At 55.5% G+C, this 24,502-nt stretch carries 23 protein-coding genes, 1 pseudogene and 1 riboswitch; of the genes and pseudogenes, 9 read left to right on the top strand and 15 right to left on the bottom strand.

The genetic code is table 11. The annotated features are described in order from the left end of the window. Positions 1-342: 342 nt before the first annotated feature. Positions 343-1,251 (top strand): annotated as a pseudogene (locus NYE24_RS22605) (cation diffusion facilitator family transporter); the annotation flags it as partial. Positions 1,252-1,479: 228 nt separating this feature from the next. Here the strand turns inward: NYE24_RS22605 and NYE24_RS22600 are convergent. The 8 genes from NYE24_RS22600 to NYE24_RS22565 all read right to left on the bottom strand — a co-directional run bounded on the left by NYE24_RS22600 (position 1,480) and on the right by NYE24_RS22565 (position 8,387). Further along, a complete protein-coding gene (locus tag NYE24_RS22600) occupies positions 1,480-1,845 on the bottom strand; it encodes a metalloregulator ArsR/SmtB family transcription factor (RefSeq protein WP_036702072.1) in 366 nt (121 codons plus the stop codon). Positions 1,846-2,088: 243 nt separating this feature from the next. After that, a complete protein-coding gene (locus NYE24_RS22595) occupies positions 2,089-2,826 on the bottom strand; it encodes an ABC transporter permease (RefSeq protein ID WP_036702071.1) in 738 nt (245 codons plus the stop codon). A 2-nt stretch (positions 2,827-2,828) separates the two neighbouring features. Further along, positions 2,829-3,545 (bottom strand): ABC transporter permease, encoded by a 717-nt coding sequence (locus NYE24_RS22590; protein WP_341028459.1) that lies wholly within the window; start codon positions 3,543-3,545, stop codon positions 2,829-2,831. Next, positions 3,542-4,453 carry an ABC transporter ATP-binding protein gene (locus NYE24_RS22585; RefSeq protein WP_342476729.1) on the bottom strand — a complete coding sequence of 304 codons (912 nt, stop codon included), beginning with the start codon at positions 4,451-4,453 and terminating at the stop codon, positions 3,542-3,544. Before NYE24_RS22585 ends, NYE24_RS22590 begins: the two co-directional genes overlap by 4 nt. Positions 4,454-4,534: 81 nt before the next feature. Then, on the bottom strand, positions 4,535-5,953 hold the full coding sequence (locus NYE24_RS22580) for a sensor histidine kinase (RefSeq protein WP_051494110.1): 1,419 nt from the start codon (positions 5,951-5,953) through the stop codon (positions 4,535-4,537). Beyond that, on the bottom strand, positions 5,950-6,624 hold the full coding sequence (locus NYE24_RS22575; protein WP_036702141.1) for a response regulator transcription factor: 675 nt from the start codon (positions 6,622-6,624) through the stop codon (positions 5,950-5,952). Before NYE24_RS22575 ends, NYE24_RS22580 begins: the two co-directional genes overlap by 4 nt. Before the next feature lie 100 nt (positions 6,625-6,724). Continuing rightward, a complete protein-coding gene (locus NYE24_RS22570) occupies positions 6,725-7,759 on the bottom strand; it encodes an EAL domain-containing protein (RefSeq protein WP_076160187.1) in 1,035 nt (344 codons plus the stop codon). Positions 7,760-7,967: 208 nt separating this feature from the next. Continuing rightward, the gene (locus NYE24_RS22565) at positions 7,968-8,387 is read right to left on the bottom strand and encodes a pyridoxamine 5'-phosphate oxidase family protein (protein WP_342476728.1); all 420 of its coding nucleotides are present in this window, start codon (positions 8,385-8,387) and stop codon (positions 7,968-7,970) included. A 160-nt stretch (positions 8,388-8,547) separates the two neighbouring features. Between NYE24_RS22565 and NYE24_RS22560 the strand changes: the two genes are divergently transcribed. The 8 genes from NYE24_RS22560 (at position 8,548) to NYE24_RS22525 (ending at position 16,808) form a co-directional block, all read left to right on the top strand. Beyond that, positions 8,548-9,726 carry an MFS transporter gene (locus tag NYE24_RS22560; protein ID WP_036702062.1) on the top strand — a complete coding sequence of 393 codons (1,179 nt, stop codon included), beginning with the start codon at positions 8,548-8,550 and terminating at the stop codon, positions 9,724-9,726. Positions 9,727-9,774: 48 nt separating this feature from the next. Continuing rightward, positions 9,775-11,223, top strand: coding sequence for a hypothetical protein (locus tag NYE24_RS22555; protein ID WP_342476727.1), 1,449 nt, complete (start codon positions 9,775-9,777; stop codon positions 11,221-11,223). 183 nt (positions 11,224-11,406) lie between these two features. Further along, positions 11,407-12,018: a sigma-70 family RNA polymerase sigma factor gene (locus NYE24_RS22550; protein ID WP_342476726.1), complete on the top strand. Its 612-nt coding sequence runs from the start codon at positions 11,407-11,409 to the stop codon at positions 12,016-12,018. Then, complete coding sequence (locus NYE24_RS22545) at positions 11,993-13,393, top strand: hypothetical protein (RefSeq protein ID WP_342476725.1); 1,401 nt, start codon at positions 11,993-11,995, stop codon at positions 13,391-13,393. The genes NYE24_RS22550 and NYE24_RS22545 overlap by 26 nt, the downstream gene beginning before the upstream one ends. Before the next feature lie 72 nt (positions 13,394-13,465). Then, positions 13,466-13,576: riboswitch (TPP riboswitch) on the top strand. A 149-nt stretch (positions 13,577-13,725) separates the two neighbouring features. Next, the gene (locus NYE24_RS22540) at positions 13,726-14,796 is read left to right on the top strand and encodes an ABC transporter substrate-binding protein (protein WP_342476724.1); all 1,071 of its coding nucleotides are present in this window, start codon (positions 13,726-13,728) and stop codon (positions 14,794-14,796) included. A gap of 55 nt (positions 14,797-14,851) precedes the next feature. Continuing rightward, a complete protein-coding gene (locus NYE24_RS22535) occupies positions 14,852-15,145 on the top strand; it encodes an MTH1187 family thiamine-binding protein (protein WP_209994420.1) in 294 nt (97 codons plus the stop codon). Continuing rightward, positions 15,142-15,903: an ABC transporter permease gene (locus tag NYE24_RS22530; protein ID WP_340757471.1), complete on the top strand. Its 762-nt coding sequence runs from the start codon at positions 15,142-15,144 to the stop codon at positions 15,901-15,903. Before NYE24_RS22535 ends, NYE24_RS22530 begins: the two co-directional genes overlap by 4 nt. Then, positions 15,903-16,808, top strand: coding sequence for an ABC transporter ATP-binding protein (locus tag NYE24_RS22525; protein WP_342476723.1), 906 nt, complete (start codon positions 15,903-15,905; stop codon positions 16,806-16,808). The genes NYE24_RS22530 and NYE24_RS22525 overlap by 1 nt, the downstream gene beginning before the upstream one ends. Before the next feature lie 458 nt (positions 16,809-17,266). Here the strand turns inward: NYE24_RS22525 and NYE24_RS22520 are convergent, their stop codons facing one another. The 7 genes from NYE24_RS22520 to nfsA form a co-directional block, all read right to left on the bottom strand. Further along, entirely contained in the window at positions 17,267-17,869 is a 603-nt protein-coding gene (locus NYE24_RS22520; RefSeq protein WP_342476722.1) for a response regulator transcription factor, read from the bottom strand. Next, entirely contained in the window at positions 17,866-19,017 is a 1,152-nt protein-coding gene (locus tag NYE24_RS22515; protein ID WP_342476721.1) for a sensor histidine kinase, read from the bottom strand. Before NYE24_RS22515 ends, NYE24_RS22520 begins: the two co-directional genes overlap by 4 nt. A 6-nt stretch (positions 19,018-19,023) precedes the next feature. After that, positions 19,024-19,761, bottom strand: coding sequence for an ABC transporter permease (locus tag NYE24_RS22510; RefSeq protein WP_342479282.1), 738 nt, complete (start codon positions 19,759-19,761; stop codon positions 19,024-19,026). Continuing rightward, positions 19,761-20,672, bottom strand: coding sequence for an ABC transporter ATP-binding protein (locus NYE24_RS22505; protein ID WP_036702050.1), 912 nt, complete (start codon positions 20,670-20,672; stop codon positions 19,761-19,763). Before NYE24_RS22505 ends, NYE24_RS22510 begins: the two co-directional genes overlap by 1 nt. Before the next feature lie 273 nt (positions 20,673-20,945). After that, positions 20,946-21,533 (bottom strand): TetR/AcrR family transcriptional regulator, encoded by a 588-nt coding sequence (locus NYE24_RS22500; protein WP_036702048.1) that lies wholly within the window; start codon positions 21,531-21,533, stop codon positions 20,946-20,948. Positions 21,534-21,624: 91 nt separating this feature from the next. Further along, positions 21,625-22,887 carry a prolyl oligopeptidase family serine peptidase gene (locus NYE24_RS22495; RefSeq protein WP_342476720.1) on the bottom strand — a complete coding sequence of 421 codons (1,263 nt, stop codon included), beginning with the start codon at positions 22,885-22,887 and terminating at the stop codon, positions 21,625-21,627. A gap of 828 nt (positions 22,888-23,715) precedes the next feature. Further along, a complete protein-coding gene (nfsA, locus tag NYE24_RS22490) occupies positions 23,716-24,468 on the bottom strand; it encodes an oxygen-insensitive NADPH nitroreductase (protein ID WP_036699014.1) in 753 nt (250 codons plus the stop codon). Between the last annotated feature and the right edge of the window lie 34 nt (positions 24,469-24,502).

The following is a 24,502-nucleotide window of genomic DNA, read 5'->3' as shown; positions in this document are numbered from 1 at the left end:
TACACCTATTATATTCTCCTGAAACATACAGTGTCAATGCATTCAGCCCACAGATTGTGGCAAAATAAAAATAAGAAAAGCTTGTAATTTACCTGCAGACGCCATAATATTAACATATGAGCAACCATTCATATATTAACTGAAAAGAGGTCCTATCTAATGAACAATTCCAAAATGAACAACGTTAAACCTTCCGGGCAGCATCCGAATGTAACAGCTTCGAACAGCAGTGGATCGGAGCACACAAGTCATGAGAATGCAGAGCATACGCATAGTGACTCACATGCTCACTCACACTCTGGGACACATACTGGAGCACATGCTCATTCGCAATCTGGCGGGCATTCCCACTCTCATTCACATGCACATTCACATTCCCACGCACCAGATAATAAAAAGGGGCTGCTAATCGCCTTAATTATCACCGGCGGTATTATGTTCCTTGAATTCTTCGGCGGTCTGTTTACGGGAAGTCTGGCTCTATTGTCCGATTCAGGCCATATGCTCAGTGACACCGCCTCCCTTGCCCTTAGCCTTGTGGCAATGATTATCGCGGTGAAGCCGGCATCCTCCAAGAACTCCTACGGCTTCCACCGGTTCGAGATTATGGCGGCCTTATTCAACGGGGTGACTCTGTTCGTCATTGCCGGATTCATTATGTATGAAGCTTTCCAGCGTTTCTCCGCCCCTCCGGCGGTAGCCAGCGGAACGATGATGCTGATTGCCAGTGTCGGATTGCTGGCCAATCTCGTCAGTGCGTGGTCACTGATGCGCAAAAGCGGGGCTAAAGACAATATCAATATCCGCAGCGCTTACCTGCATGTAATCAGCGATGCTCTCGGCTCCGTGGGCGCGCTGGCGGCTGGTCTAATTATGAACCTGTTCTCCTGGTATGTCGCAGATCCTATCATCAGTGTGCTGGTTGCCCTGCTGATCCTGCGCAGCGCCTGGGGTGTCATCAAGCAAGCCTTCCATATTCTTATGGAAGGAACTCCGTTTAACGTGAATGCTGAAGAGGTGAAGAAGGCTCTACTGGGCATTGAAGGGGTTCAAGATGTGCATGATCTGCATATCTGGACCATCACCTCCGGCCTGGATGCCCTCAGCGGTCATCTGCTGATCAGAGACGGGGTGAATACGGAGCAGGTACTGCAGCAGGCACTTCAATTAGTGGAAGAGAATTTCGGCATCCAGCATACCACACTGCAGATTGAGAATTCTGCTGTGAAGCACGGTCACCTTCTGGTTTGAGGAAGAGGTGGTACGCAGAGAAGGGTGAGAGAGTATGAGAGTCCAAGGGAGTCCGGGATAGTCGGAGGAAAACCTAACGATTCTGTAGGCCTGCCGAATATATGCTGTTTTCCACATACATTCGGCGCACTGGCACATATATATTTGGTTTACCGCACAACATAATATAAAAGGGCTGCCCCAAGCCATTACCTGGCTTGGGGACAGCCCTTTTGCTGTCATAACAATCTATTCATGCCGGATATGTTCATGAGTCTGCAGGAAGATCTGCTCCACATGTGCATCATTCAGCGAATAATATACGGTCTTGCCTTCCTTGCGGCGCTTCACAATCCGCAGATTCCGCAGATAGCGGAGCTGATGGGAGACTGCCGACTGTCCCATATCCAGTATGGAGGACAAGTCATGCACACATAGCTCCTGCTGGGATAACGCGTAAATCAGCCGAACTCTTGTCGGATCGCCCAGTGCCTTGAACATTTCCGCCATCTTATCTGTAGTCTCGCGGTCCGGCAGAATCAAGGCCATAGATTCCGGTTCCAGTTCGGAACCATTACAGGTGTTGTCGCATTCTTCAAGTGCCGCTGGTTCCATGCTCCCGCCCTCCTCCATATACTCATCCGGCATCGCCGGCGCTTAATAGTATCTTCTACGATTAATTATAGGAAAAATGGCGTCGAATGTCCATGGAGAAGGGAAATGCGTAAGGGATTTCACTCAAACATGCGGCGGTGTATAGCGTTGCGTTCGGGTTCGCTTCGAATATTCCGTGTTAGTTGTAGTCATTGGATTAGTATTTAACATTTCCCGCCAGCCGCATTCCTATACCTGCTAACCTTATACCGCCTTACGCCAAAAGCCTATCAAGCCAGCACCCAGGAACAGAAGCAGGCTGCCCGACACGACAATCATCAGGCTCTCCAGCGGCAGGTTGAAGGCGCCGAACCGTTCTTCTCCGAAGGGGGACATGGCCAGCATCGGTTGTACCCATGGGTAATAAGGTCCGTAGGTGGCAGAATTGGCAATCAGTATATTGGGAATGGTGAAGCAGACATTCAGCGCCAGCGGAGCGCCGAAGCTGCTCCAGCCCTGGGATACCGCCAGTTGCAGGGCAGCCAGGGGCAGGCAGGCAAACCATCCTCCGAACAGGCTGCTCAGCAGCAGCTCCCAGGGAACTCCCCCTTCAGCACCCCGATACCATCCGACCCCCAGAACCCCTCCAACAAATAGCAGCTGCACCGCACCCAGCAGCGCTATTATCAATACATATTTGGCAAAGTATACTGAAGTCCGCGTAACCGGGAGCGCCAGGAGCTGCTTCCAACCGCCGTCACTATGCTCATTGCGGCAGATTAAGGCAGCGAAGAGTCCTGAGAGCACCGGAAGAAACAGCAGCGCATGTAGCGTTGACATCGTACTCAGCAGAACCTGCCAGGTGATTGTCTGATTTCCCGGCATGTCCGAAAGCGCACCAATCGGCAGGGAGACCAGCGGACTGAGCAGAATCAACAGCCAGGTGCGGAATCCGGCTATCTTCAGACACTCCGCAGACATGATTCGCAGAAAATTCCTCATATTCAGTCCACATCCTTTCGCGCGAAATGGATGGCTCCAGGCAGGATTACCAGGAGTCCAACCACCAGGCCGGCTCCGCTGAACAGCCAAGGACGCGGATCACTCCAGGCTAATTCCGGCCAGGAGAGCGGGAACCACTGCGTGAAGTACGAACCGAACGGGCTGACCAGCGACAAGGTCAATCCCACCGATACCGGAAGGGTCTGGTTCCGGCTGGTTAAAGACAGCCACAGCTGGAGTGCAATGATAGGCATGGCCGCAGCATAGGCGGCGAAGCCCATCCGCAGGACATCTGCGAGCGGTATCGGCTGAGTACCAAAGCCGAGCAGCAGTCCGAGAATGACGGTTCCCGCCGACAGCAGCAGGCAGGACACGATAAGCAGCAGCAGGCAGAGCAGCAGCTTCGCCATGAATACTGCCGTACGGGAGACAGGCAGCGCCAAAAGCTGCTTCCAGGCGCTGGTCTGATGCTCGACATTCGCAATCAGAGAGCAGATTAGTGTGCCTCCAAGATAAAGGGCAATCGGTACGAAAGGTATGACCTCACTGAGCAGGCCACCCCACAGATCCTCGCGGTACTGCCCGCGAAGATAGTCATAGCGGAGGCCGAAATTCAGTCCCTGCATGGCGATGAGGCCCAGCGGACCGAGAAAGGTGAGGAACCATATGCCTTTGCCGCGGATCTTAAGCCAGTCCGCCGACAGCGCACGCCACATCATAGCTCCCCTCCCCCAACCACCTGCAGGAAGAATTCCTCCAGAGATTGCCTGTGCTCCTCCACCCTGTAGATCGCGTGACCCTCCTCGACCAGCTCTTTGACCAGCAGCGATACTCTCGCATCACTCATCCGGGGCAAAACCAGCCGGCCCTCCTGCAGCTCGCCGCCGCAGCCGCGCCGCACCGCCGTCATCAGCGCAGTCTCCGGCTCGGATAACGCCAGGCGCAGATGGCCGGCCGCCTGCTGCTGGAGATGGGCAATGGTATCCTGGTAGACCATCTGTCCCTCGCGGATAATACCAACCGTACCGGCCATCTGCTCAATCTCGCTCAGCAGATGGCTGGAGACCAGCACCGTAATCCCCTGCTCTCCGGGCAGCCGCTTAATCAGGGAACGGATCTCCTGTATGCCTGACGGGTCCAGCCCGTTGGTCGGCTCATCGAGAATCAGCAGCTCCGGGCTGCCCAGCAGAGCTGCCGCAATCCCCAGCCGCTGCTTCATGCCCAGCGAGAAGCCCTTGACCGGCCGCGTCTCCTCCCCGGTAAGTGAGACGATCTCCAGCACCTCGGCAATGCGCACCTTCGGCACAGCCAGAATGCGGCGGATCGCTTCCAGGTTGTCCCATGCACTCAGATGCCCGTAGTAGGACGGCGATTCCACCAGTGAGCCTACCTTGCGCAGAATGGGCATCCGGTTCGCACGCAGCTCCTTGCCGAAGATTTCAATGCTGCCGGAGGTCGGCTTGATCAAGCCGAGCAGCATGCGGATAGTTGTTGTTTTGCCGGCACCATTTGGTCCGAGGAAGCCGTAGATTTCCCCTTTTGTAATATTGAGATTCAGGTTCTTCACAGCCGCACGGCCGCGGTATTCCTTAAGCAGGTTTCTTGTCTCTATCACTGTATCCTTCATTCTTCTCTTCACCTCGGTAACAGCATAACGCCCCAAGGTTAAAAGCACGGAAGCAGCAAGTTTAAATTTCGTTTAAATTGTTCAGGCGTTCCGCTTCCAGATCACAACCTCGGTTCCCTTCGCCGTGCTCTCCATGCTCCATTCCAGGTCCATCCGCTTCAGCAGCAGATCAACAATCGACAGGCCCAGGCCTGCTCCTGCGGAGTCAGTGCTCTGCGCAAGGCCGCCGCCGTGATCCGAGATGATAATCACCCGGTTGCCCTCACGGATCTCCGTAAGTATTCCTACATACAATCCGCTGCGTGCATGACGCAGAATGTTCTGGAACAGATTATCCAGCACTCTGCGGAACCAGCTGTCATCGATCTCCCAGTACAGCGGCACAGCCTCCAGATCAATATCGATCTGGTACCCCTCCCTCTCCCACACCGGATACCAGGCGGCGGCGCTCTCCCGCACCAGTCTCAGCACATTCCGGCGTTCCGGGTGCAGCGCAATGCGCCCGCTGTTCAGCAGATTGTAGGACAGCAGGTTCTCAATCAGGATGCTTAGGCTCTCGATCCGCTGATCCATCAAGTCAAGGGAGGACTGCCCGTTCGGTGACAAAGGCTCCTTGCCCAGTACATGGAGATGGCTGCGAATGACGGTAAGCGGAGTCCGCAGATCATGCGACAGATCGGCCACCAGCCGCTTACGCAGCGCCTCTTCTTCCGCCTCTCGGGCACGGCCTGCCTTAAGCTCCGTCACCATGGTATTGAAGGCTTCCTCCAGACGTCCGATCTCATCCGGCTTCCCCGGCGGAACAATCTGCGGTAAGCCCTCCTGCCCGGTGAACACCATAGCGGTCTGCAGCCGCAGCAGCCTTCTGCGGATCATGATGAAGAAGAACCAGGAGCTGGTGATGAACAGAAGGAAGAACACCAGCATGGCAATCGTATACCATTTATCCAGACCTGCGGTATATTTGCTCTTCGTAATATCCTCAGGAATCTGCATAACCATGAAGCCCTCAGCGGCTTCTGCCCGGTCCCCTATGAAAGCGACAATCGCCAGCGGCTTCAGCGCTACACTGTCCTTCATGAAGGATACCGCTTCAGCGGCGCTCCACTGGGCGGGAACGGCCGGAGCCTCTCCCGTCAAAAGCAGCGGCGGTCCTGAAAGCTCTCTAACCAGCTGTGTTTCCCCCGCAGGATCGACCCAGAATATTCTCGCCAGCGGATAGGCTTCGCTTAAGGCCGACAACCGCCGGGTGATATCTGCAGGAGACTGGTCAAGGAGCTTGCGGGCCTCCTCATGCCACATAATCTCCAGCTTATCTATACTGGAATACTGCTCATACTCCTTAGGTGGACTTGTATGAGTAAGCCCCCCGAAGATACTGTACACAGCAATCGTCAGCGGAATAACAACGGGCACGAACAGCAGTGCAGCTACAATAATCAGCAGATAACGAAAAAGCAGCGAACGGTGCAGCAGCTGGAAACGCCCTGTCCCCTTCACCCTCTCACCCGGTAGCCGATCCCCCGGACCGTCTCAATAATCTCCGGCGCTGCAGGATCAAGCTCCAGCTTCTCGCGCAGATAACGGATATGTACCATCAGTGTCTTGTCGCCTTCGATATAGCTCTCCCCCCAGACCGCCTCATAGATCTGCTCCTTGGTTAGAATCTGGCCCAAATGCCGCAGCAGATAAGAGAAGATCTGGAACTGCTTGCCGGTAAGCATAATCTCCCGTCCGGTCGCAGCTTCCGTGACCACACTGCTTCCCGGTCTGACAACCAGATGCTTAAGCGTGAGCTGGGCGGGCGCAGCAGCACCGCTTCTTCTCAGCAGCACCTCTATTCTCGCCGCCAGCTCATCGGGATGAAATGGCTTGGTCAGATAATCATCGGCGAAGTCCAGCCCCTGAAGCTTATCGTCAATGGAGGTGCGCGCCGAGAGCATCAGAACCGGCAGCTCCGGATACGCCCGCTTCAGCCGCTGGCCGACGGTGAAGCCATCCAGCCCCGGCAGCATCACATCCAGAATCGCAAGCTGGCAGCCCTCTGCGGCTTCAAGCGCCCCGTCCCCGCTCTCCAGCCAGCGCACAGCATATTCCCGTTCCCGCAGATCAGCCGCCAAGGCACTGCCGATCTCCCGGTCATCTTCTACGTACAATAGGGTTACACTCACGTTGTTCTCCATCCTTTCTTCCTTCCAAATGGCATCACAAATCCCCGGATACCAGCAGTCTTGAGGTCTGCCTGCATCCGGGGAGGTTCATACTTGCTGTTCAGGCCGTAATTCCGAACCGTCCCGGCGGCTTATCCTCCGGCAGCCCGAACAGATAGCCTTGTCCCAGATCCATGCCCAGATCACGGCAGACCAGGAATTCCTCACGGCGTTCAATGCCTTCGGCCAGCAGGCTTGCACCGAATTCTCCGGCCCTGGAGATAATCTCCCCAAGCATCCGCTGCTTCCCTTCATCCCGGTCACAGAAGCTGATTAGACTGCGGTCAACCTTGACATAATCCGGCTGGAGACTGGACATCAGTTCAATGGTCGAATAGCCCGCGCCCACATCATCCAGCGCAACCCGCATCCCCTGCTGGCGGTATTCGGCGAAGATGGCTCGCAGATGCGGAATATCGCTGATCTGCTCCGTCTCCACAACTTCAAATACATAATCCTCCGGGTCCTGGTCCAGCCTGCGGATCGCCTCGAAGGTATGCGTAAGACAATACTTGGGATTATAAATAGAAGAGGGCAGGAAGTTAATGAACCGCTTGATGCCCTTGGGCAGCAGCCTGCTGCTGGTCTCTATCGCCGAGATCCGGGCGGCCCGGTCCAGGAAGGAGTGAAACCCTGTACGGCGGGCAATCTCAAATAGCTCATAGGGCTGAAAGTAACTGCCCTGGGCCAGCGGCCGCAGCAGAAATTCAAAACCGACAATCTCCTCGCTGAAATTCACAATCGGCTGCATATGGCTGCAGAAATCATGGCTCATAATGATGGACACCAGATTCTCATTAGCGAAGCGGACCTTCAGCTGCTCAAAGGTCAGCCACCGGTCCGGGGCCGCAGAGGCACCTTTACTCTTAACGCATACGGTTAATGTATCCGCTATGTCCTTAGCCGCCACCAGCATTTCAATAAGCTTCAACAGCTCTTCCTTACGATGATATGGAATGATACAGGTCTTGCTTGTCTGATAAACTTCATAACCGGCATTTCGGATGGCAGCAGCCAGCGGAGCTGAGCAGGGGCGGAGCTTCAGCTCCCCTTGATCCTCTATCGGGTCGATGTCAGCACAATCAACACAGTTCATGGCAATCCCCTCCGCCTCATGATGTCGATAACCTGAGGCCATTATAGCATGATTCCTCCGGCACAATCCGGAAAGAAGCAGCAGAAAGAGCCTCTTTTGAACCATGAAGGTCCATAAGAGGCTCGGGTTGCCAGACTATATAGTGCTCAGGCTTTGGCAGAACTCACCCGTTACCGGACACGGCCATCCTTTTACCGGAGACACCCGCTTAAGACTGCCATACCCCATGCTCGCCGTTCTTGCCCATATATTCAATCCGTGAAGGTGACAGCTCAAGAATGACATAATCGGGATCATCCGGTCCCTTGAACCATTTCTCCAGGGACTCATTCCATACCTTAGAGCGCAAGCTATCATCCTTCGTCACAGCAACCGTAGCTTCAATCTCCAGTACATCCTTGCCGCCGCCCTGTTCATAACCAAGCAGCAGACAAGCATTCGGATTATCCTGAAGCTCTTCTAACTTATGAGTCTTGCGGCTCGTTGCGAGATAGATGGACAGCCCGTCATGAAATACCGCCATGTAGCGCACCTTAGGCTTGTTACCGGCCTCAATCGTGCCGAAGGAACCGAACCTGTTGTCGTCCAGCACCTGTATGATTGTTTTCTCCAGCTCTTTGTTATCCATTGACGTCACAGCTCCCTTCAAAATTCATGTGAATATAAGTTTATATATTCACGTCCTTGGTTTGGATTTATGATTAACCTGTGCCTAATATAGTGTACCCTTCCCGTTCATTCTGAATCCCGCCATCTGCTCATAAATTGATTCATAAGGAGTCTTATTCTTGAAAAAACTAATCTGGATCGGCTGTCTCTCCTATTTCGTAATCGGCCTCGCCCATGTCGTCCTGGGCTCCATTCTGCCAGTGCTGCTCCAGCATTATGACCGCAGCTACAGTGCTGGGGGCGAGCTGATCTTCAGCCAGTTCGCGGGCTTCCTGGCCGGCGTACTGGTCTCGCCGCTGCTGAACCGGCGGTTCGGCAAGCGCGGCGGCATTATGATTGCCACCGGCCTGCTGCTGTGCGCCGAGATTGCTTATGCCTTCCTCCCGCCCTGGGGCTGGATGTACGTAATTGCCGTAGCCGCAGGGTTCGGCTTCGGGATGATCGAAGCCGTCATCGGCACGATTATTATAGCCGCAGTCACCGAAGGAACAGCAGTTGCCATGAGCCGGCTGGAGGTGCTGTTCGGTGTCGGGGCGCTGCTCATGCCGCTGGCGGCCAGTCCGCTGATTGCCGCAGGGCAGTGGCGGCTGGCCTTCCTGATCGTTGCAGCCTTCTCCCTCCTCTCGCTGCTCTTCTGGGCGAAGAGCAGATTCGGCCCGCTGGACAGCGCGCTGGATGAGCGGCCTGCCCGCCCTGACCGCGCTGCGGCAGCGGGAACCGCCAGAAGATTATCCTTGCCCTACAAAGGCAAGCAGTGGGTCGTGCTTGGCTTGTTCATTCTGTTCTTCTTCCTCTATGTAGGCACCGAGATGAGCCTGGTGAATTTCATGCCGGCGATCTTCATCGCGAAGCTGGGCATGAGCGAGGCCACGGCTGCGCTCACGGTGACCTTCTTCTGGCTTGCTATGTCGGCAGGCAGACTGTTCGCCGGTGTCATTGCCGAGAAGATTTCCTACCGTATCTATGTGCTCGTCAGCTGCTTTGCCGCTTTGCTGCTGCTTATCATTTTCCCGTTCGCCGGTCACCGGCTTGCCGCCTTTGCGATCATTCTGCTGCTTGGCCTGTTCATGTCCGGCATCTTCTCGATCGCGCTGGTCTTCTCCAGCAAGCTCCTGCCCGGCGCAGAAGAATCGACGCCCAGCATTATGATCGCCTCCGGCGGAATTGGCGGCGCGGTGCTGCCGCTGCTGACCGGCTGGTCCATGGATCATCTGCAGATCGCCCAGACCTCGGGACTTTTGGCCGCTTTTGCCGCACTGTTATTCGTGCTGAGCGTGACCGCCTGGAGAATCGGGTAATTGTATGCTACAAGGTCCATATTCTGTGAATAAGGATGGAACCCACATATGGCTGAACTGCATTCCGAGCCCACTCTGCATACCGCCTTGCTGCAATTCATTTTCCCCTTTTCGATGAAGGCCGAAGTAGACCAAGAGCTGATTGAGAGTCTTCAGGGGGATGGATTTACCCGTTTTTTTCTCGACAACAAGGAACTGGAGCAGGCCTATTACGGAGACCACTGTGTATCCCATGAGAAAATGGAGCGCAGCTATCTTCCGTTTGCCGCCCATGTCTTGTTTCCGCGTGAGAAGGATAAGGATTCCTTCCGCCGCTTTTCCCGGGTGAGTGATCTGCTCTGCGGGCTGCAAATGCCCTTCCAGACGGTTCCCTTCCGCGTGCTGTCGACCGATGTGTTCCTCTGCCCGTTCGAGCTGGGCTTCCTGACGGTAAGAGTGGCTATTGAGGAGGAGAATCTCCCCTTCAGCATGGTGCTCGAATTCGCCGACCGGTTCCGCAACCTGGAGGATGTAAGTGTTCAGGATGAGCATACCTTCATTCATTGTCATAAGAAGTCTTTTGACCGGGTGGAGGATTTCGTGTTCAGGCATCTGGTCACCGGGCTGGAGCCGTATCTCGATCCTGCGGAGACGAATGACAATTATTTCGAGACCCTGCCCTTCTTCGTCGATGAACGGATGCTGGTGCAGGCCTTCTACGGCGTTAATCTCCCGGAGGATGAGGAAGAGATCAGTGTCGAGCTGCTCTACCGGGCCTCCCAGGTGGACGGTCTGAGCATCGACGGCAGCCCCTATATAAGCGCGAGTGATCCGGACTATATCAAGCAGTACACCCGGGAGCATTGCTATAGCCGCTGGGGGCCGGACACCTATTATATGACCAATGAGCAGACCTTCTGCTGCGTGAGCCGGGCCAAGCCGGAGATTGCCGCAGGCCTGATCAGCCAGATGTACGGCGAGTATTATTACGGAATGCTGCTGAGTATTTTTCATAAAATCGTGCTGCTGAAGCTCGCCAACCTCCACTCCCGGCTGCGCATCAACCACGACAATGACGAGATCGAGAATCTGATCTTCCTGATCAACAAATTCTCGGCCAAATTCTACTTCCTGGAGCTGATTTCGCAGTCGCAGGGGCGGGAGATTTTTTTTCAGCTGCGTAAGGTGTATGGCAATGATGCCCTGTTCGATGAGGTGAAAATGACCCTGAATGACCTGTTCCAGTATCAGGACAAATTCCAGGCCAAACGGCGGGATACGCTCCTGATGGTGCTCACCGTGTTTACGGTCATCAGCGGGATTTACGGGATGAATCAGGTGATCGAGGATCTGAAGGGACAGATCGACTGGAGCAAAATGCTGGAGTACTCCGCGTTCGAGTATCTGGCTCTGTTCCTGACCTTCTCCGGGATCACCGTCAGTGTCGGCTTAACGCTGAGAGAGATCTGGAACGGCATCCGCAGCCGCCGCAAGAAGCGGCATTATACGAGGGATTAAGACATATCCGAATAGATAAACAAAATAACAGCGATGCTTCCGCCAGGGGAGTATCGCTGTTTTTTGGTAAGCATTCAGAGATCTTGTGAGTGATTTGTCTGCCATCAAGCGTAGTAACCAGTAGTTAGACATAATCAGCACTAGCTTCCACCTGAGGGATGGGAAGAATTACCGGAGGTTCATATGACACCTAAAGACTATGACAGCCTCTCCTGGCCCGGCAGGTTCAGCAGAGGAGATAAGCAGGCACTTGCCGATGCTATGGATTACTATGGAACGGATGTGCTTAGGCTGGTCAAGCGCATTCTGGGCGGCTGCGGGCGGGCAGAGGATGCTGAGGAATGTGTCAGTGATGTATTCTTAGCTGCCTGGAACAACATCGGACAGTACGATCCTGATCGGGCCTCATTCCGCACATGGATTCTAATCCTTGCCAAATATAAGGCGCTGAATCTGCGGCGTAAACTACAGCCCGGGCTTGATCAGACGATGGGCCAGGCAGCCATCCCCGTCCGGAGCAGCAGCAACACAGAGCAGGAAATTTTGCGGCGTGAGGCAGCGGAAGAACTGCTGCACCATATCAAGCAGCTTCAGGAGCCGGACCGCAGCCTGTTTCTGCGCCGGTATTATCTCTATGAGAGTCTGGATGAACTGGCTGAGGCTTTTGACTTAACGAAAAAAGCTGTAGAGAACCGGCTGTACCGGTGCCGAACCATTCTGAAGCAAACTCTGCAGCAGACTAAACCAAACAGAGAGGAGGACTTAGGCCATGAAGAAAGAGTTGACCACCGGTGAGCAGGAGCTGTTCGATCAGCTCGATACGCTGGAGTTCAGTGAAGCGGAGCTGGCCTTGAACACGCTGACCGCCGAGCCTCAATCAGCCGCTCCATCGGAAGAGGAGCTTGAAGCCATAAGCAGAATCAAAGTGCGCACCTTGTCCCGGACCGGGACCGCTCCTGACGTACAGCGCCGCTTGCCTTCCGTCCGCAGAAGCCGCCGGCAGGCTTATACCGGAGTTGCCGCAGCCCTTCTGCTTGGCGCAGGGCTGGTGTTCACTTCGCCCAGCGTCCAGGCGGGCCTGAAGCAAGTGTTCAGTTTCTTGCCCGGCCTTCACACCGTAGTGGAGAATAGTCCCGACAGCCCGTTATATGTGCTGAAGAAGCCTTTCACCGCTGCTGTAGGTCGGGGTGAACTGACTGTCAACGCTATCCTTGTGCAAGAGAACCGCGCAACCATTAATCTTCGGGGGCAGAAGACTCGCATTATTAATGAATTTCAGGCAGACATCGGAGGAACCCGCTATACCTTCATGTTCAATTCGCGAACTTCCTCCGGAGGTCTCGACTGGGATGCAAGCTACAGCGCTCTTCTTCCCCATGATCTCACTTTACAGGCTGAAGAAACGGTAACCTTATACATTAATAGCACGGTCATTGGACCGCTTGTCCTGGGGCCGCCGCAGACCGCCGATGACCTGCAGCAGCTCGGGGTCAGCGATGTCCAGCAGGATGTGCGGATTTCCGCTTTTCCGGTACGGCTGGGTGATGGGCTTGTCCGTGTTGAACTGGTCCCGGCTCTTCAGAAATCCGCATCCGCTGCATCTTCTTATACACTAGAGCCGCTAATGCCCTGGAATGGCACCTATGTCGAGAATGCAGCAGGAGTAAAAGTCTCTACCGAGCACTCTCCATCCTCTATAGGCTACTATTCTGAGCTCTTGTTCCGTGAACAGAAGGAAGCCGGAGGACATCCTTATACAGTCGTCATCCCTTACATCGAGGTATCCGATCAGGAAGCCGTCTCCCAGAAAGTTACCCTGCCGCTGCCCGCTATCGGAGAGAGCAGAACGCTGGATATTACTGCTGAGATCGCCGGATATCCGGTAGACTTCACCCGCATCACCCGCAGCAGTGAGACAGAGGTCAATGTAGATATAGACTTGAAATTTAACCCGGCGGGGGCAAAGTCACTTACCCATTTCTCTGTCAGCTATCCGGGCTCTAAGGAGCCTTATTCCTTTGGGTGGGAGGAGAGTGAAGGCACACCGCGTGTCATGAAGACTCTTAACCTGATTACAGAGCCGGGCGCGGATAAGCTGCGTTTTATACTTTCGAAGCCCATTTTTATATGGAAAGGTCCCTGGACTCTGCCGCTCAAACTGGAGGATTAAGACACAGAGGGTGGACAACGGCGGGGCTGCCGTCTATAATACACCGTAAGAACATAGCAATACCTGTGAACTTTATAGAACCAGGGGTGCTGGAATTGGCCGGCTGAGATTGTATCCCACAAGATACTGACCCTTATACCTGATCTGGATAATGCCAGCGTAGGAATCTTCATTCGGCACAGTGCCTTAAGCGGTACTGCAGCTGAAGTCCCCTCACGCAAGTCACTGGCGTCCCGATCATCGGGACGCTTTTTTGATTCTAAGGATGTACAGGAATAAGGTTTCTGTAAGCTCTGAAGACCAGGGGTTGCTGGAAGGAGAGAGAAAGAGAAATGGGAGTCAAAAAAACAGTCACACTACTGCTCAGCTCCATGCTGCTGCTCACCGTAGCGGGCTGTGGCGGCGGGAACAACAGCGGCAATGCGGGGGCCAGCGCACCTGCTGCCGGGAACAGCACGGCTGCACCTGATGCAACCGCAGCCGCACCCACGGATGCACCAAAGGCTCTGACCCCGGTCAAGATTGCCCTGGACTGGACGCCGAACACGAATCATACCGGCCTGTATGCTGCCAAGGAGTTGGGCTATTACGCGGAGGAAGGTCTTGATGTGCAGATTGTACAGCCTGGCGCTGCCGGGTCCGATACGATGGTCACTTCCGGCGAAGCCCAGTTCGGCATCAGCGCCCAGGAGGCGCTGACCCTGGCCCGTCTGCAGGATGTGCCGCTGGTGTCGATTGCTGCAATCATTCAGCATAATACCTCCGGGTTCGCGGCTCCGAAGGACCGCAATATTAAGACGCCGAAGGATTTCGAAGGCAAAACCTACGGAGGCTGGGGCTCCCCTGCGGAGCAGGCTGCCATGAAAGCCATCATGGACCCCGAAGGCGGGGATGTCTCCAAGGTGAAGCTGGTAAATATCGGCGAAGCGGACTTTTTCACAGCCGTGAAGCGGGATATTGACTTTGCCTGGATCTTCTATGCGTGGACCGGGGTAGAGGCCGAGCTGCGCGGGGAACCTCTGGATATGCTGTATCTGAAGGATTACGCTCCGCAGCTGGATTACTACACCCCGGTGCTAACCACTAGCGAGAAGGAAATCGCCCAGCACCCTGAAATGGTGAAGGCCTTCCTTAAGGCTACGTCCAAGGGATATCAGTACGCGATCGATAACCCGGAAGAAGCCGCGACGGTCTTGTCCGATGCTGTACCTGATCTGGACCCCAAGCTGGTGCTGGCCAGCCAGAAATGGCTTAGCCCGAAATACAAGGACGACGCCCCGCGCTGGGGCGAGCAGAAGCTTGAGATCTGGAAGAATTATGCCGACTGGATGTACGGCCTGAAGCTGCTGGATAAGCCGCTGGATGCGGAGAGTACGTTTACGAATGAATTTTTGCCGGAATGATAATCAACCCGCATAGCGGGAATCTTATACTTAACTTGGAGAGGAAGGATTCATCATGGCTAATACATTGCTCAGCATTCAGGTCATTCCCAAGACACCGAACAACGAGGATTCTATCCCTTATGTGGACAAGGCCATTGAGGTCATTCAGAAATCAGGCGTGAAGCATCAGGTCAATCCGCTGGAGACCACTATGGAAGGCGAGCTGTCCGAGCTGCTGGATATTGTGCGTGACATGCATGAGGCGCTGATCGCCTCCGGCAGCCCGAGTGTCATCTCACAGATCAAGATCGCCCATAATCCGGGCGGCATCAGCATGGATAAGCTGACCGAGAAATACCGGCCGTGAGAAGCACCTGGAAGCTAGTGTGGCCGCCCTTTGTGGCGGTCCTCTTTTTTGTCGGGATATGGCAGTTATCGGTTATGCTGTTCGACATCCCGGCCTACCAGCTGCCCAGCCCCGCAGATATCGCGCGTGAGTCGAAGAACAATGCCTCCGGGATCTGGGAGCACACCGCCGCCACGCTGCGGCTGACCCTGATCGGCTTCCCGGTCGGCACAGGCATTGGCCTGCTCACCGCCTTGCTGCTGCATCTGCTGCCCTGGGTCAAGCGGGCGATCTATCCGCTGCTGATCCTCAGCCAGAATGTGCCCTCCATTGCGCTGGCCCCGCTGCTGATTATCTGGTTCGGGTTCGGCCTGCTGCCCAAAATCATCCTGATCACCCTCGTCTGCTTCTTCCCTGTAGCTGTTGCAGCCATGGGCGGGCTGGCCCAAAGCGACCGGGTGATGATGAATTATATGAAGATGGCCGGTGCGGGCAAATGGCAAATCTTCACCCGGCTGGAGCTTCCCGGCTCCCTGCCCTCCCTGTTCTCCGGGCTCAAAATCTCCGCCACCTATGCGGTGATGGGTGCAGTGGTGGCCGAATGGATCGGCGCCGACAAGGGGATCGGCTACTATATGCTGCTGCAAAAGTCCTCTTACCGTGCGGACCGGATGTTCGTGGCCATCGCCATCATCGTGCTGCTGAGTCTCGTATTATTCGCGCTCATTGCCCTGCTGGAGAGATGGCTGGTGCGCTGGAAGCCGCGTAAGGATGCTTAATGTGTACAGAAGGATCATCCACAACAGAAGTAACCATAATGAACAGAGGGAGGCTGGGCGAATTGTCTGAGCTTACGAGGATTGAACTGGAGAAGGCGGACGGAGACGGATGCCTGCGCACTCAGAGTGTGCCGCCTGCGCTGGAAGTCAGCGGCATCTCCAAATCGTTCACGCACCGCCGCCGGGAGACGCAGGTGCTGAATCAGGTGTCCCTGACCGTGGAGCCGCAGGAATTCGTCTCCATTGTCGGCCCGTCCGGCTGCGGCAAAAGCACGCTGTTCCATATTATCGGCGGCCTTACGCTGCCCGATACCGGAACCGTCCGCATGAACGGCATCCCGGTGACCGGGCAGCGCGGCAAGATCAGCTATATGCCGCAGCAGCCCGCGCTGTTCCCGTGGCGCAGCACGCTCGACAACGTCCTGCTTGGCGCCGAGCTGCAAGGCGCCCCGCCGCGGGAGGCCCGCGAGGCTGCGCGCCACTGGCTGGCGAAGATCGGCCTCGGCGGCTTCGAGCGGGCCTACCCGCACATGCTGTCCGGCGGCATGCAGCAGCGGGCCGCCTTCCTGCGGGCCATGCTCGCGCCGCAGGAGCTGATGCTGCTCGATGAGCCGTTCAGCGCACTGGACGCGCTGACCCGCGAGCAGATGCAGCGCTGGCTGCTGGAGCTGTGGGAGGAGAACCGCCGCTCCGTGCTGTTCATTACCCATAACATCGAGGAGGCGCTGCTGCTCTCCACCCGCATCTACGTTTTCTCCGGACGGCCCGGCTCCGTCCTCCATACCGTGGAGGTCCCCTTCCCGCGTCCGCGCCGCGAAGAGATCGCCGATTCGCCGGAGTTCCTGCGGATGCGGCGCCAGCTCTCCCAGTGGATGCGCGAGGAGCAGGCGAAGAGCCAGACATAAGGAGCAAGCTGCTGCGAAGGTGAAATTGCAGGAACGATCGGGCTCCTCGCTGTGCCTAACAACAACCTTCGTGACTCGGCACTGCCTTGTCAGTAGCGGTATAACTCATCCTGATTGTATTTAGTACAATAGAATCTTCAATATTCCGGACAAAATTCACTTCTGCTGTATTTCGTACAGCAGATTTTGTATATTTGCCCAAAAATACCACTTTCGCAGATTTCTGCTGTACAGAGTACAACAGAATCGGATTTGCTGCGGATTCAGGGGATATCTGTTGTATAAAATACAATTGAGCTAACTGCGGCAGCAGAACTATGGCAAGTGAATTCACAAACAATCCAGCAACTTTAGATACTCAGCTCAGGTTGGCGTTACCATTCAGCCCATAGTTGTATTACGTGCAATTAAAAACAGTGAAAAGCATAGTTTGTCTTCTATAACTGCACCGTCACGGCCTACATCCAGCCCTTGTCCTCTGCCAGCCGCACCGCTTCAATCCGGGTCTTGACCGCAAGCTTGCTGAGGATCTCCGAGATGTAGTTGCGGACGGTGCCGTAGGAGAGGTGGAGCGCCGCGGCGATCTCACCGGCGCTACGGCCCGCGGCGGCAAGCTTCAGAATCTCACGCTCCCGGTCCGAGAGCGGATTCTCTTCGCGCAGGCTGCCGAACACCAGCTCAGGCGAGACCTCGCGCCCCCCGGCCATCACACGGCGGATGGCATCGGCCAGCTTATCCACCGGCTCATCCTTCAGCAAATACCCCTGAATTCCGGCTTTCACTCCGCGCTCGAAATAACCGGGGCGGGCGAAGGTGGTCAGGATAATGATTTTGGTACGGCAGCCCCGCGATTTCAGTATCTCTGCCACCTCCAGGCCGCTCATCAGCGGCATTTCAATATCCATCAGGCATACATCCGGCTGGACACGTTCGATCAGGGCCAGCGCCTCCGCCCCGTCCCCGGCTTCGCCCGCCACCTCAATATCATCCTCCAGATCGAGCAGCGATGCCATCGCGCCGCGCAGCAGCCGCTGATCCTCGGCAATTATGATCCTGATCATGCTGTTTCCCCACCCTTTCCATCCTTCACTACTCTTGGTGTAACCACCGTTAGCCGGGTTCCCCCGCCGGGTCCCGGAGCCAGCGTCAGCGAGCCGTCAATCAGGGCCAGCCGCTCGCCCATCCCCTTCATGCCGTTGCCGTCCCGGCGCTCCGTCCCCCCTGAACCGCTCGCTTCTACCCCTATGCCGTTATCCTCCAGTGTGATCTGTACCTCGCCGGGTGTCATTACGATGCTAATCCGGCATTGGTCCGCACGGCTATGCTTAACGATGTTGGTAATCCCCTCCTTGATGCAGAGGCTGAGAATATTCTGCGTCAGATCGGATACACCCGGCAGCGCTGCATCTCCCTCTACCTCAAGCGCGATCTCCGCACTGCGCAGCATCTCCGCCGCCTCGGCCAGCTCTTCGGCAACGGAGACTGCACGCATCTCAGAGACCAGCTCCCGTACCTGGCGCAGCGCGGCCCGCGAGGTCCGCTGGATTTCACGGGCTTCCGCCTGCGCCCGCTCGGGATTCTTGACGACCAGCTTCTCGACCAGCTGGCTTTTCAGCGTAATCAGCGACAGCGTGTGTCCCATCGTGTCATGCAGATCGCGGGCGATGCGCATTCGTTCCTCACGCTTGATCATTTCCTTGATCTGCTCGTTGGCCTGGTCCAGCTCCTTCTCCAGCACCCGCCGCCGGTTAATGGAGCGGATGCCGAAGGGCGTGATCAGCATCATTATCGCAAATGGCAGCATGAAAAGGATATCCGGGCCATACACCTGCGGCAGGTAGAATAGGCCCAGTCCGGCCAGCACAGCGGTGAACACCGCAAGAGCCCGTCTGAATTGGCGCGTATCGGTATACCAGCCAATAAAGTTACTGGAGAAGAAGCCCATATACATGTTGTAGGGGCTATAGACTACGGTTAGCACGACAATAATCAGCAGCTGCACTCCCATCCAGGCCGTGTACGTTCTACCCTCCGTCCAGTAGAGCTGACGGTACGTCACCAGGAACAGCAGGACCAGCCCATAACCCGCCATCAGCTTGACCCCGCTATACCCCTGAAGGTTAAGAATCGGGAACACCAGATAGATCAGCCAGATGTAGGGGAAGAAGCCGAATTTTTGCGGAAAGAACCGGAACTGCTTACTAGCCATTGTACATTACACCGCTTCCTGTTTTCGCCTTATATAGACCGATAATAACATAAATACGGCCAGGTAACCGAGCAGCAGCAGCACAGCCTTCCACGACGGGGAACCTCCCGCTACAATCGCCCAGGCTCCATCTCCATAATTGTAGGACGGCAGCCAGTGCCCGATCTTCTGCATCAGCTTAGGCATAATGTCGAGAGGCATCCACATACCCCCGGCCACCGCCAGCCCCATATAGAGCACATTGCTCACCCCGCTCGCCGTATCCACCCGCTTCATGGACCCGATAATCGTACCCAGCGCGAGAAAAGGCAGCGAGCCCGCAAGCAGCCACAGTCCACTAAGCAGCCACTGCGCTGCTGTCAGCGACACCCCGTTGATCAGATACCCGGCCAGGAAAATACACAGAACCGAGAACAGATGCATGACGCTCTGACCGAACATTTTGCCGAAAAAATATACCGAGGACGGCAGCGGAGTAATGCGGATAAACGTATTCCAGCCCTGCGTCTGCTCCTGCACCAGCCGGATGCCGAGGGTCATAATCGCCGAGCCCATCACGCTGAAGGCCGCCATCGACATCAGATAATGCGACTGCCACTGCTTCGTATCGTCCGTGCCCGTATTCACCACCCGGGTGAAGATGAAGTAGAACATAATCGGCATGAGCAGCGACCAGAATACATAATAGGGATTGCGGATAATCCGCAGCAGCTCTGCCTTGCACTGGGCCAACATAGGTTTCATCATACTGCCGCCTCCTCTTGATTCAGGGTCAATTGCTCGAACGCTTCATCCAGCTTCCCCTGGTCGATCCGTACATCCTGCACAGCCAGCCCGTTCACGAAAATAGCCCGCAGCGCCTCATCCGTATTCTCCGTCGTCACATGCAGCCGCCCATCCTTCTCGTAGCAGCCTTCCACGGTTGGCAGCTCCAGCAATTGATTGCGCAGCAGCGCCGGGTCGCCGGACGCCAGGAAGGACAGCGACTTCTTCACCAGTCTCGCCTTAATCTCGTCCGGGCTTCCGTCCGCCGCCAGCACTCCCCGGTTGAACAACAGAATCCGGTCCGCGATATCCTCCGCTTCCTGCAGGTAATGGGTGCTGAACAGAATCGTCTTGCCCTGATCAGACAGTCCCCGCACCCTATCCCAGAAATGCCGCCGCGCCGTCGTATCCAGCCCCACCGTCGGCTCATCAAAAAACAACAGATCCGGGTTGCCCGCCAGCGCCAGCGCGAAGCTCAGACTGCGCTTTTGCCCGCCGGAGAGCTTCTCCGCATAGCGGTTCAGATCCGCCGCCCCCAGCCCCGTCGCCTGAAGCAGCACCTCCATCTCCATGGGCTGCGGATAATAGCTGCGGATCAGGGCCAGAATCTCCCGGACCTTCAGCCGGTCCATAACGCTGACCTCCTGGAGCATGGCTCCAGTCCGCTGCTTCACCCTGACGTCTGTTGGCTTATGACCGAACACCTTCACGCTGCCCTCCGAGGGCTCAAGCAAGCCCAGAAGCATCGCCAGTGTAGTGGTTTTGCCGGCTCCATTAGGGCCAAGCACCGCTGTGATCGAGCCGCGGCTAATCGTAAAGCTCACCTGCTTCACCGCTTGCTTCTCCTGGAAGCTGCGGCTGACATTGTTCATTTCAATGACATGTTCCATCATGTATCCCTCCGTGTCCTTCTGCCCTCTTGGCTATATTGCTATAGTACCGGAGACCGGAGAGAAGCATCAGTATGGACTGTCACCGATTCAAAGTGACAACTGTCACCCGGCAACAAGTGGAAACGGCTTTACCGTCCTTTTAAGGACGGTACCGTTTCAGCGAGAAATAGAAGGATAATTTATCATGTGAAACATATAAGTTCTTATATTTAAATAAGGCGCTCCTGTCCACGATTTCGTTATCGTAGCAGGAGCGCCTCCGTGTGCATATTACTCAAACCTCAATTGCCCAATCGCCTGTTCCAGCATGTCGTTCAGCGTCCGTCCTCCGGGAGGTGCACTTACCCAATGGAAAACCGCTGTGCGTATCGCTGCCATAAGCAGCGCGGCCAATAAGTCCGGGTACAGGTCGAGCTTCACATCCTTATGTGTGCGTTCCGCAATCACCTTGGCCAGCTCCCGCTCAATCTCAATCTCCACCTTGCGTGTGGCGCCGAACAATGCCGGATCATCGCGAAGGAGGACGATACGCGCATACCACTGCCGGTCTGTTGTCTCGGCGAATCCGTCAAGCACAGCAGCCCGGATCGAGTCTTGCAGCGGTTCCCCGGACGGACGGCCGGCAAGGGTAGCCGCTATCCGCTCGGAACGCTGGTACGCATTGCCGACAATCGCAGCCTCTTTGGACGCAAAATAGTTATTGAACGTCCGCATGGAGACATTCGCGGCTGCGGCAATATCCTCCACCCGAACCTGGCTGGCCCCTTTCTCCATGGCAAGTCTGCAGGCTACATCGCTCAGCGTCCGCCTGGTCTCTTCTTTTTTGCGTTCTCTCAAGCCCTGTTTTTCATTCGTCATGTCACTCAATTGCTCCAATCCTTATATGTAGTCAAGATCTGCGTTGCTGTCATTTCAGCACCGCAGATCCGGCCTTAATCCTGAAGATCGCTTACTGCGCCGGTTGTAGCTGAATGTTATAATCGAGCACCTCATCCAGCCAGTCAAACATCACCTGGTAGCTGAGCGGCAGATTGTTCAGCTGGCAATGCAGGTCGGCACCATCCTCCTCCGTCCCCTTGAAGATCGCATTCTTCTTGTTCGGAGCCTTCTCGTAAGTGTCGATCGCTTGCCGCTGCATCTCGGGATGCTCCGCTTCCGAATACATGGAGAGCAGGGGACACTTGACGTCCTTAGGATCAACCTCCATCACTTCTCCGGCTGAACCATGCCACCCGGCAATGCTGTCCAAGCCATGGGACCAGGCCAATCCGGCGAACAGCACCTGGCCGGTGTACGGCATTTTCTTAGTCTGCTCCGCCGCTTCTTCTGCACTGCCCCTGAGAAACGAGGACATGCCGCGTTCAATGAAGGACGCCATGGAGTACACCGGTGAGTTCGGCACTGCCGCTGCGAAGCGGTCGTCACAGCTTGCATGAACCATTGTCTTGGCCCCGCCATAGCTCATGCCGCTGACGACCAGCCGTTCAGGGTCCACATCCGGCCGGGCCAGGACGAAATCCGTGGTGGCTCTGTAGACATTATGCAGCTCCTCGCGCGGGAAGTTCTTGGCCGTTGCCTCAGGCTCATAGAACCGGACACATACATCATAAGGAAGGTCTACGATCAGCGCGTTATATCCCCGGTCAATAGCCGCTTGCCCTCCGAGAAAATAGGTATCTTCCTTGTGCGTTTCCCCGCCGTTATGGAAAATAATCGTTGGTTTAGGCGTATTCCCGTGCTCCGCCTTCAGGAAGCATCCCGGGAACTTATACCCCTTGTATTCCACCTCGACCCACTCGTGGGGAATCTGCTCAGACTTCGCATCAAGCGCCTTGCGGAAGCATTCCACACTTTTGCCGTGGTACCGCGCAAAATCCGGTTCATCTGGAAAAGCCCCGTAAAAGGCTGCCCGGTAATACGAGTGGGCACGGATAAAGGCCTCGCTGGCACTGATCAGATGCCCTTTCTTCAGGCAGCGCTCTGCCGTTGCCTCGATCTTAACGGCTTCCTTCTCGAATTCAGTCTTCCAGCTGGTCAAAGAGCTGGGATCAATGTTCCGTGCAAGCTTAAATACTTCACCCTGCGACACACCGCCGCAATGTACGAACGACAGCAGCCACTGGAACGTGAATTCAATATCATCGCGCTCGAAGAATACCTTGTGCGTCAACCGTGCAGCCACCTTTGTCTCTTGCCCGTCTACCTGTACCATACTCTTCTCCTCCTTCTCAAATCTATGATTTCAAGAGCATCCGCAGCAGAACAGCCGCGAAGCGGAAGAGGGAATTTGGCTACGGCGCGATTCCGGGCCCGGGTGTTGGCGTCCAGCGAAATCCAACCTCTATCCAAATTTTAGCACTTTCCATATTTTTGCGCAACACGCAATATTTCTTTTAATGCAATTTTGCTGTGAATGCAAAATAATCGAATAGGAGAATACCCTTCCACTCGCTTCGGCTCACTCACCCTCACTCGAACCCATTGTATGTTGTTTTCGGCATACATTTGCCCCGTTCACCCTTGCAGTTGCACATTGTATGTTGTTTTCAGCATACATTCGCCCCGTTCACCCTTTCAGTTGCACATTGTATGTAGTTTTCGGCATACATTCGCCCCGATTCCCCACAGTTGCACATCATGGCGATGTTCCGCCTATCTCTGGCCAATTTTGATGGTTATCACTCTCTGCCACCACTTGTATCGGTTTGTGGCAGCATTGTTGTATTTTTTGCAGGATTTCTCTAGACATGTTACTAGCTGCGGTGCATTGTTGCATCGTTTGCAGGAATTTCGATGTTTTGAGCAAGTTTGTGCTAGCTTTGTTGCATTTCGTGCACGATTTCCGCATAAGCCGCTTATTTTCGGCAGCATTGTTGCACTTCTTGCAGGAAATTCAATATTTGTTACTGGCTGTGGCGTACTGAGCCTGCGTACCTTCGCGCCAGCCTACAGTATTCGGTTTTACGCATACGTTCGGTCCATCCTCCCCCAATCAAAAAAAGGCCTCCCCCACAGACTCTGGAGAAGGCCTTTCTGTTCACTACCTCTGCATGAATCCCTTGCTGAGCAGGAATTCCTTCATGTGCAGCCTGGCAGGCTGAGCCAGCCGGCCGGCCATCATCTCCGACCAAGAGGCTGCGCTCTGGCCGCCGGTACGCTCGCGCATGTAGTTGCTGGAGATCGCGTCGTACACCTGGGCCTGTTCCACTGCGGCTTCGGCATTGTAGCCGTTATGATGCAGCACCGCCGCCTGCGGCAGGCGCGGGCGGATGCCGTTCACGGCGGCCGGATACCCGAGGCACATGCCGAAGACCGGATAGACCAGCTCCGGCAGGCCGAGCAGTTCAGATACCGCAGCGATCTCATTGCGGATGCCGCCGATGTAGACAATGCCAAGACCGAGCGATTCTGCGGCAACAGCAGCATTCTGCGCGGCGAGCGCCACATCGACAGTCGCTACAATCAGATTCTCGGCCGTGTCCTCATAGGACGGCTTCCCCTCCAAATGCGGAGCGGACGCTTCCCGCAGCCGGTACAGGTCCGCACACCAGACCAGAAAGACCGGACACTGTTCGATGTACGCCTGATTACCGGATAAGGCAGATAACTGGGCTTTCAGTGCTGGCTCCGTTACAGCAATAACTGTGTACGCCTGGACATTGCTGGAAGTCGAAGCCATCTGTCCCGCTCCAATCACTGCTGACAGCAGCTCGTCGCTGACCGGCTTGTCCTGGTACTGGCGGACAGAGGTATGACGGTTCAACAGCTCAAGGGTTTCATTCGTTATTTTCATTATCGTCCCACCTCTCTTCACTCCTATATAAGCC

Origin of the sequence: Paenibacillus sp. FSL H7-0350, from assembly GCF_038593195.1 — a bacterium.
Lineage (GTDB): Bacteria > Bacillota > Bacilli > Paenibacillales > Paenibacillaceae > Paenibacillus_AQ.
The sequence above is the reverse complement of the archived record's forward strand: the minus strand, read 5'-3'. Positions and strand labels throughout refer to the sequence as shown.

What these genes read in the sequence shown, in the direction of transcription:
- NYE24_RS22505 (WP_036702050.1), bottom strand. Translation starts at nt 20,672, where the DNA reads ATGGAACATGTCATTGAAATGAACAATGTCAGCCGCAGCTTCCAGGAG.
- NYE24_RS22555 (WP_342476727.1), top strand. Translation starts at nt 9,775, where the DNA reads ATGGCTGAACTGCATTCCGAGCCCACTCTGCATACCGCCTTGCTGCAA.
- NYE24_RS22495 (WP_342476720.1), bottom strand. Translation starts at nt 22,887, where the DNA reads ATGGTACAGGTAGACGGGCAAGAGACAAAGGTGGCTGCACGGTTGACG.
- NYE24_RS22520 (WP_342476722.1), bottom strand. Translation starts at nt 17,869, where the DNA reads ATGATCAGGATCATAATTGCCGAGGATCAGCGGCTGCTGCGCGGCGCG.
- NYE24_RS22565 (WP_342476728.1), bottom strand. Translation starts at nt 8,387, where the DNA reads ATGGATAACAAAGAGCTGGAGAAAACAATCATACAGGTGCTGGACGAC.
- NYE24_RS22525 (WP_342476723.1), top strand. Translation starts at nt 15,903, where the DNA reads ATGTGTACAGAAGGATCATCCACAACAGAAGTAACCATAATGAACAGA.
- NYE24_RS22540 (WP_342476724.1), top strand. Translation starts at nt 13,726, where the DNA reads ATGGGAGTCAAAAAAACAGTCACACTACTGCTCAGCTCCATGCTGCTG.
- NYE24_RS22510 (WP_342479282.1), bottom strand. Translation starts at nt 19,761, where the DNA reads ATGAAACCTATGTTGGCCCAGTGCAAGGCAGAGCTGCTGCGGATTATC.
- NYE24_RS22585 (WP_342476729.1), bottom strand. Translation starts at nt 4,453, where the DNA reads ATGAAGGATACAGTGATAGAGACAAGAAACCTGCTTAAGGAATACCGC.
- nfsA (WP_036699014.1), bottom strand. Translation starts at nt 24,468, where the DNA reads ATGAAAATAACGAATGAAACCCTTGAGCTGTTGAACCGTCATACCTCT.
- NYE24_RS22600 (WP_036702072.1), bottom strand. Translation starts at nt 1,845, where the DNA reads ATGGAACCAGCGGCACTTGAAGAATGCGACAACACCTGTAATGGTTCC.
- NYE24_RS22535 (WP_209994420.1), top strand. Translation starts at nt 14,852, where the DNA reads ATGGCTAATACATTGCTCAGCATTCAGGTCATTCCCAAGACACCGAAC.
- NYE24_RS22570 (WP_076160187.1), bottom strand. Translation starts at nt 7,759, where the DNA reads ATGAACTGTGTTGATTGTGCTGACATCGACCCGATAGAGGATCAAGGG.
- NYE24_RS22515 (WP_342476721.1), bottom strand. Translation starts at nt 19,017, where the DNA reads ATGGCTAGTAAGCAGTTCCGGTTCTTTCCGCAAAAATTCGGCTTCTTC.
- NYE24_RS22545 (WP_342476725.1), top strand. Translation starts at nt 11,993, where the DNA reads ATGAAGAAAGAGTTGACCACCGGTGAGCAGGAGCTGTTCGATCAGCTC.
- NYE24_RS22550 (WP_342476726.1), top strand. Translation starts at nt 11,407, where the DNA reads ATGACACCTAAAGACTATGACAGCCTCTCCTGGCCCGGCAGGTTCAGC.
- NYE24_RS22590 (WP_341028459.1), bottom strand. Translation starts at nt 3,545, where the DNA reads ATGATGTGGCGTGCGCTGTCGGCGGACTGGCTTAAGATCCGCGGCAAA.
- NYE24_RS22595 (WP_036702071.1), bottom strand. Translation starts at nt 2,826, where the DNA reads ATGAGGAATTTTCTGCGAATCATGTCTGCGGAGTGTCTGAAGATAGCC.
- NYE24_RS22500 (WP_036702048.1), bottom strand. Translation starts at nt 21,533, where the DNA reads ATGACGAATGAAAAACAGGGCTTGAGAGAACGCAAAAAAGAAGAGACC.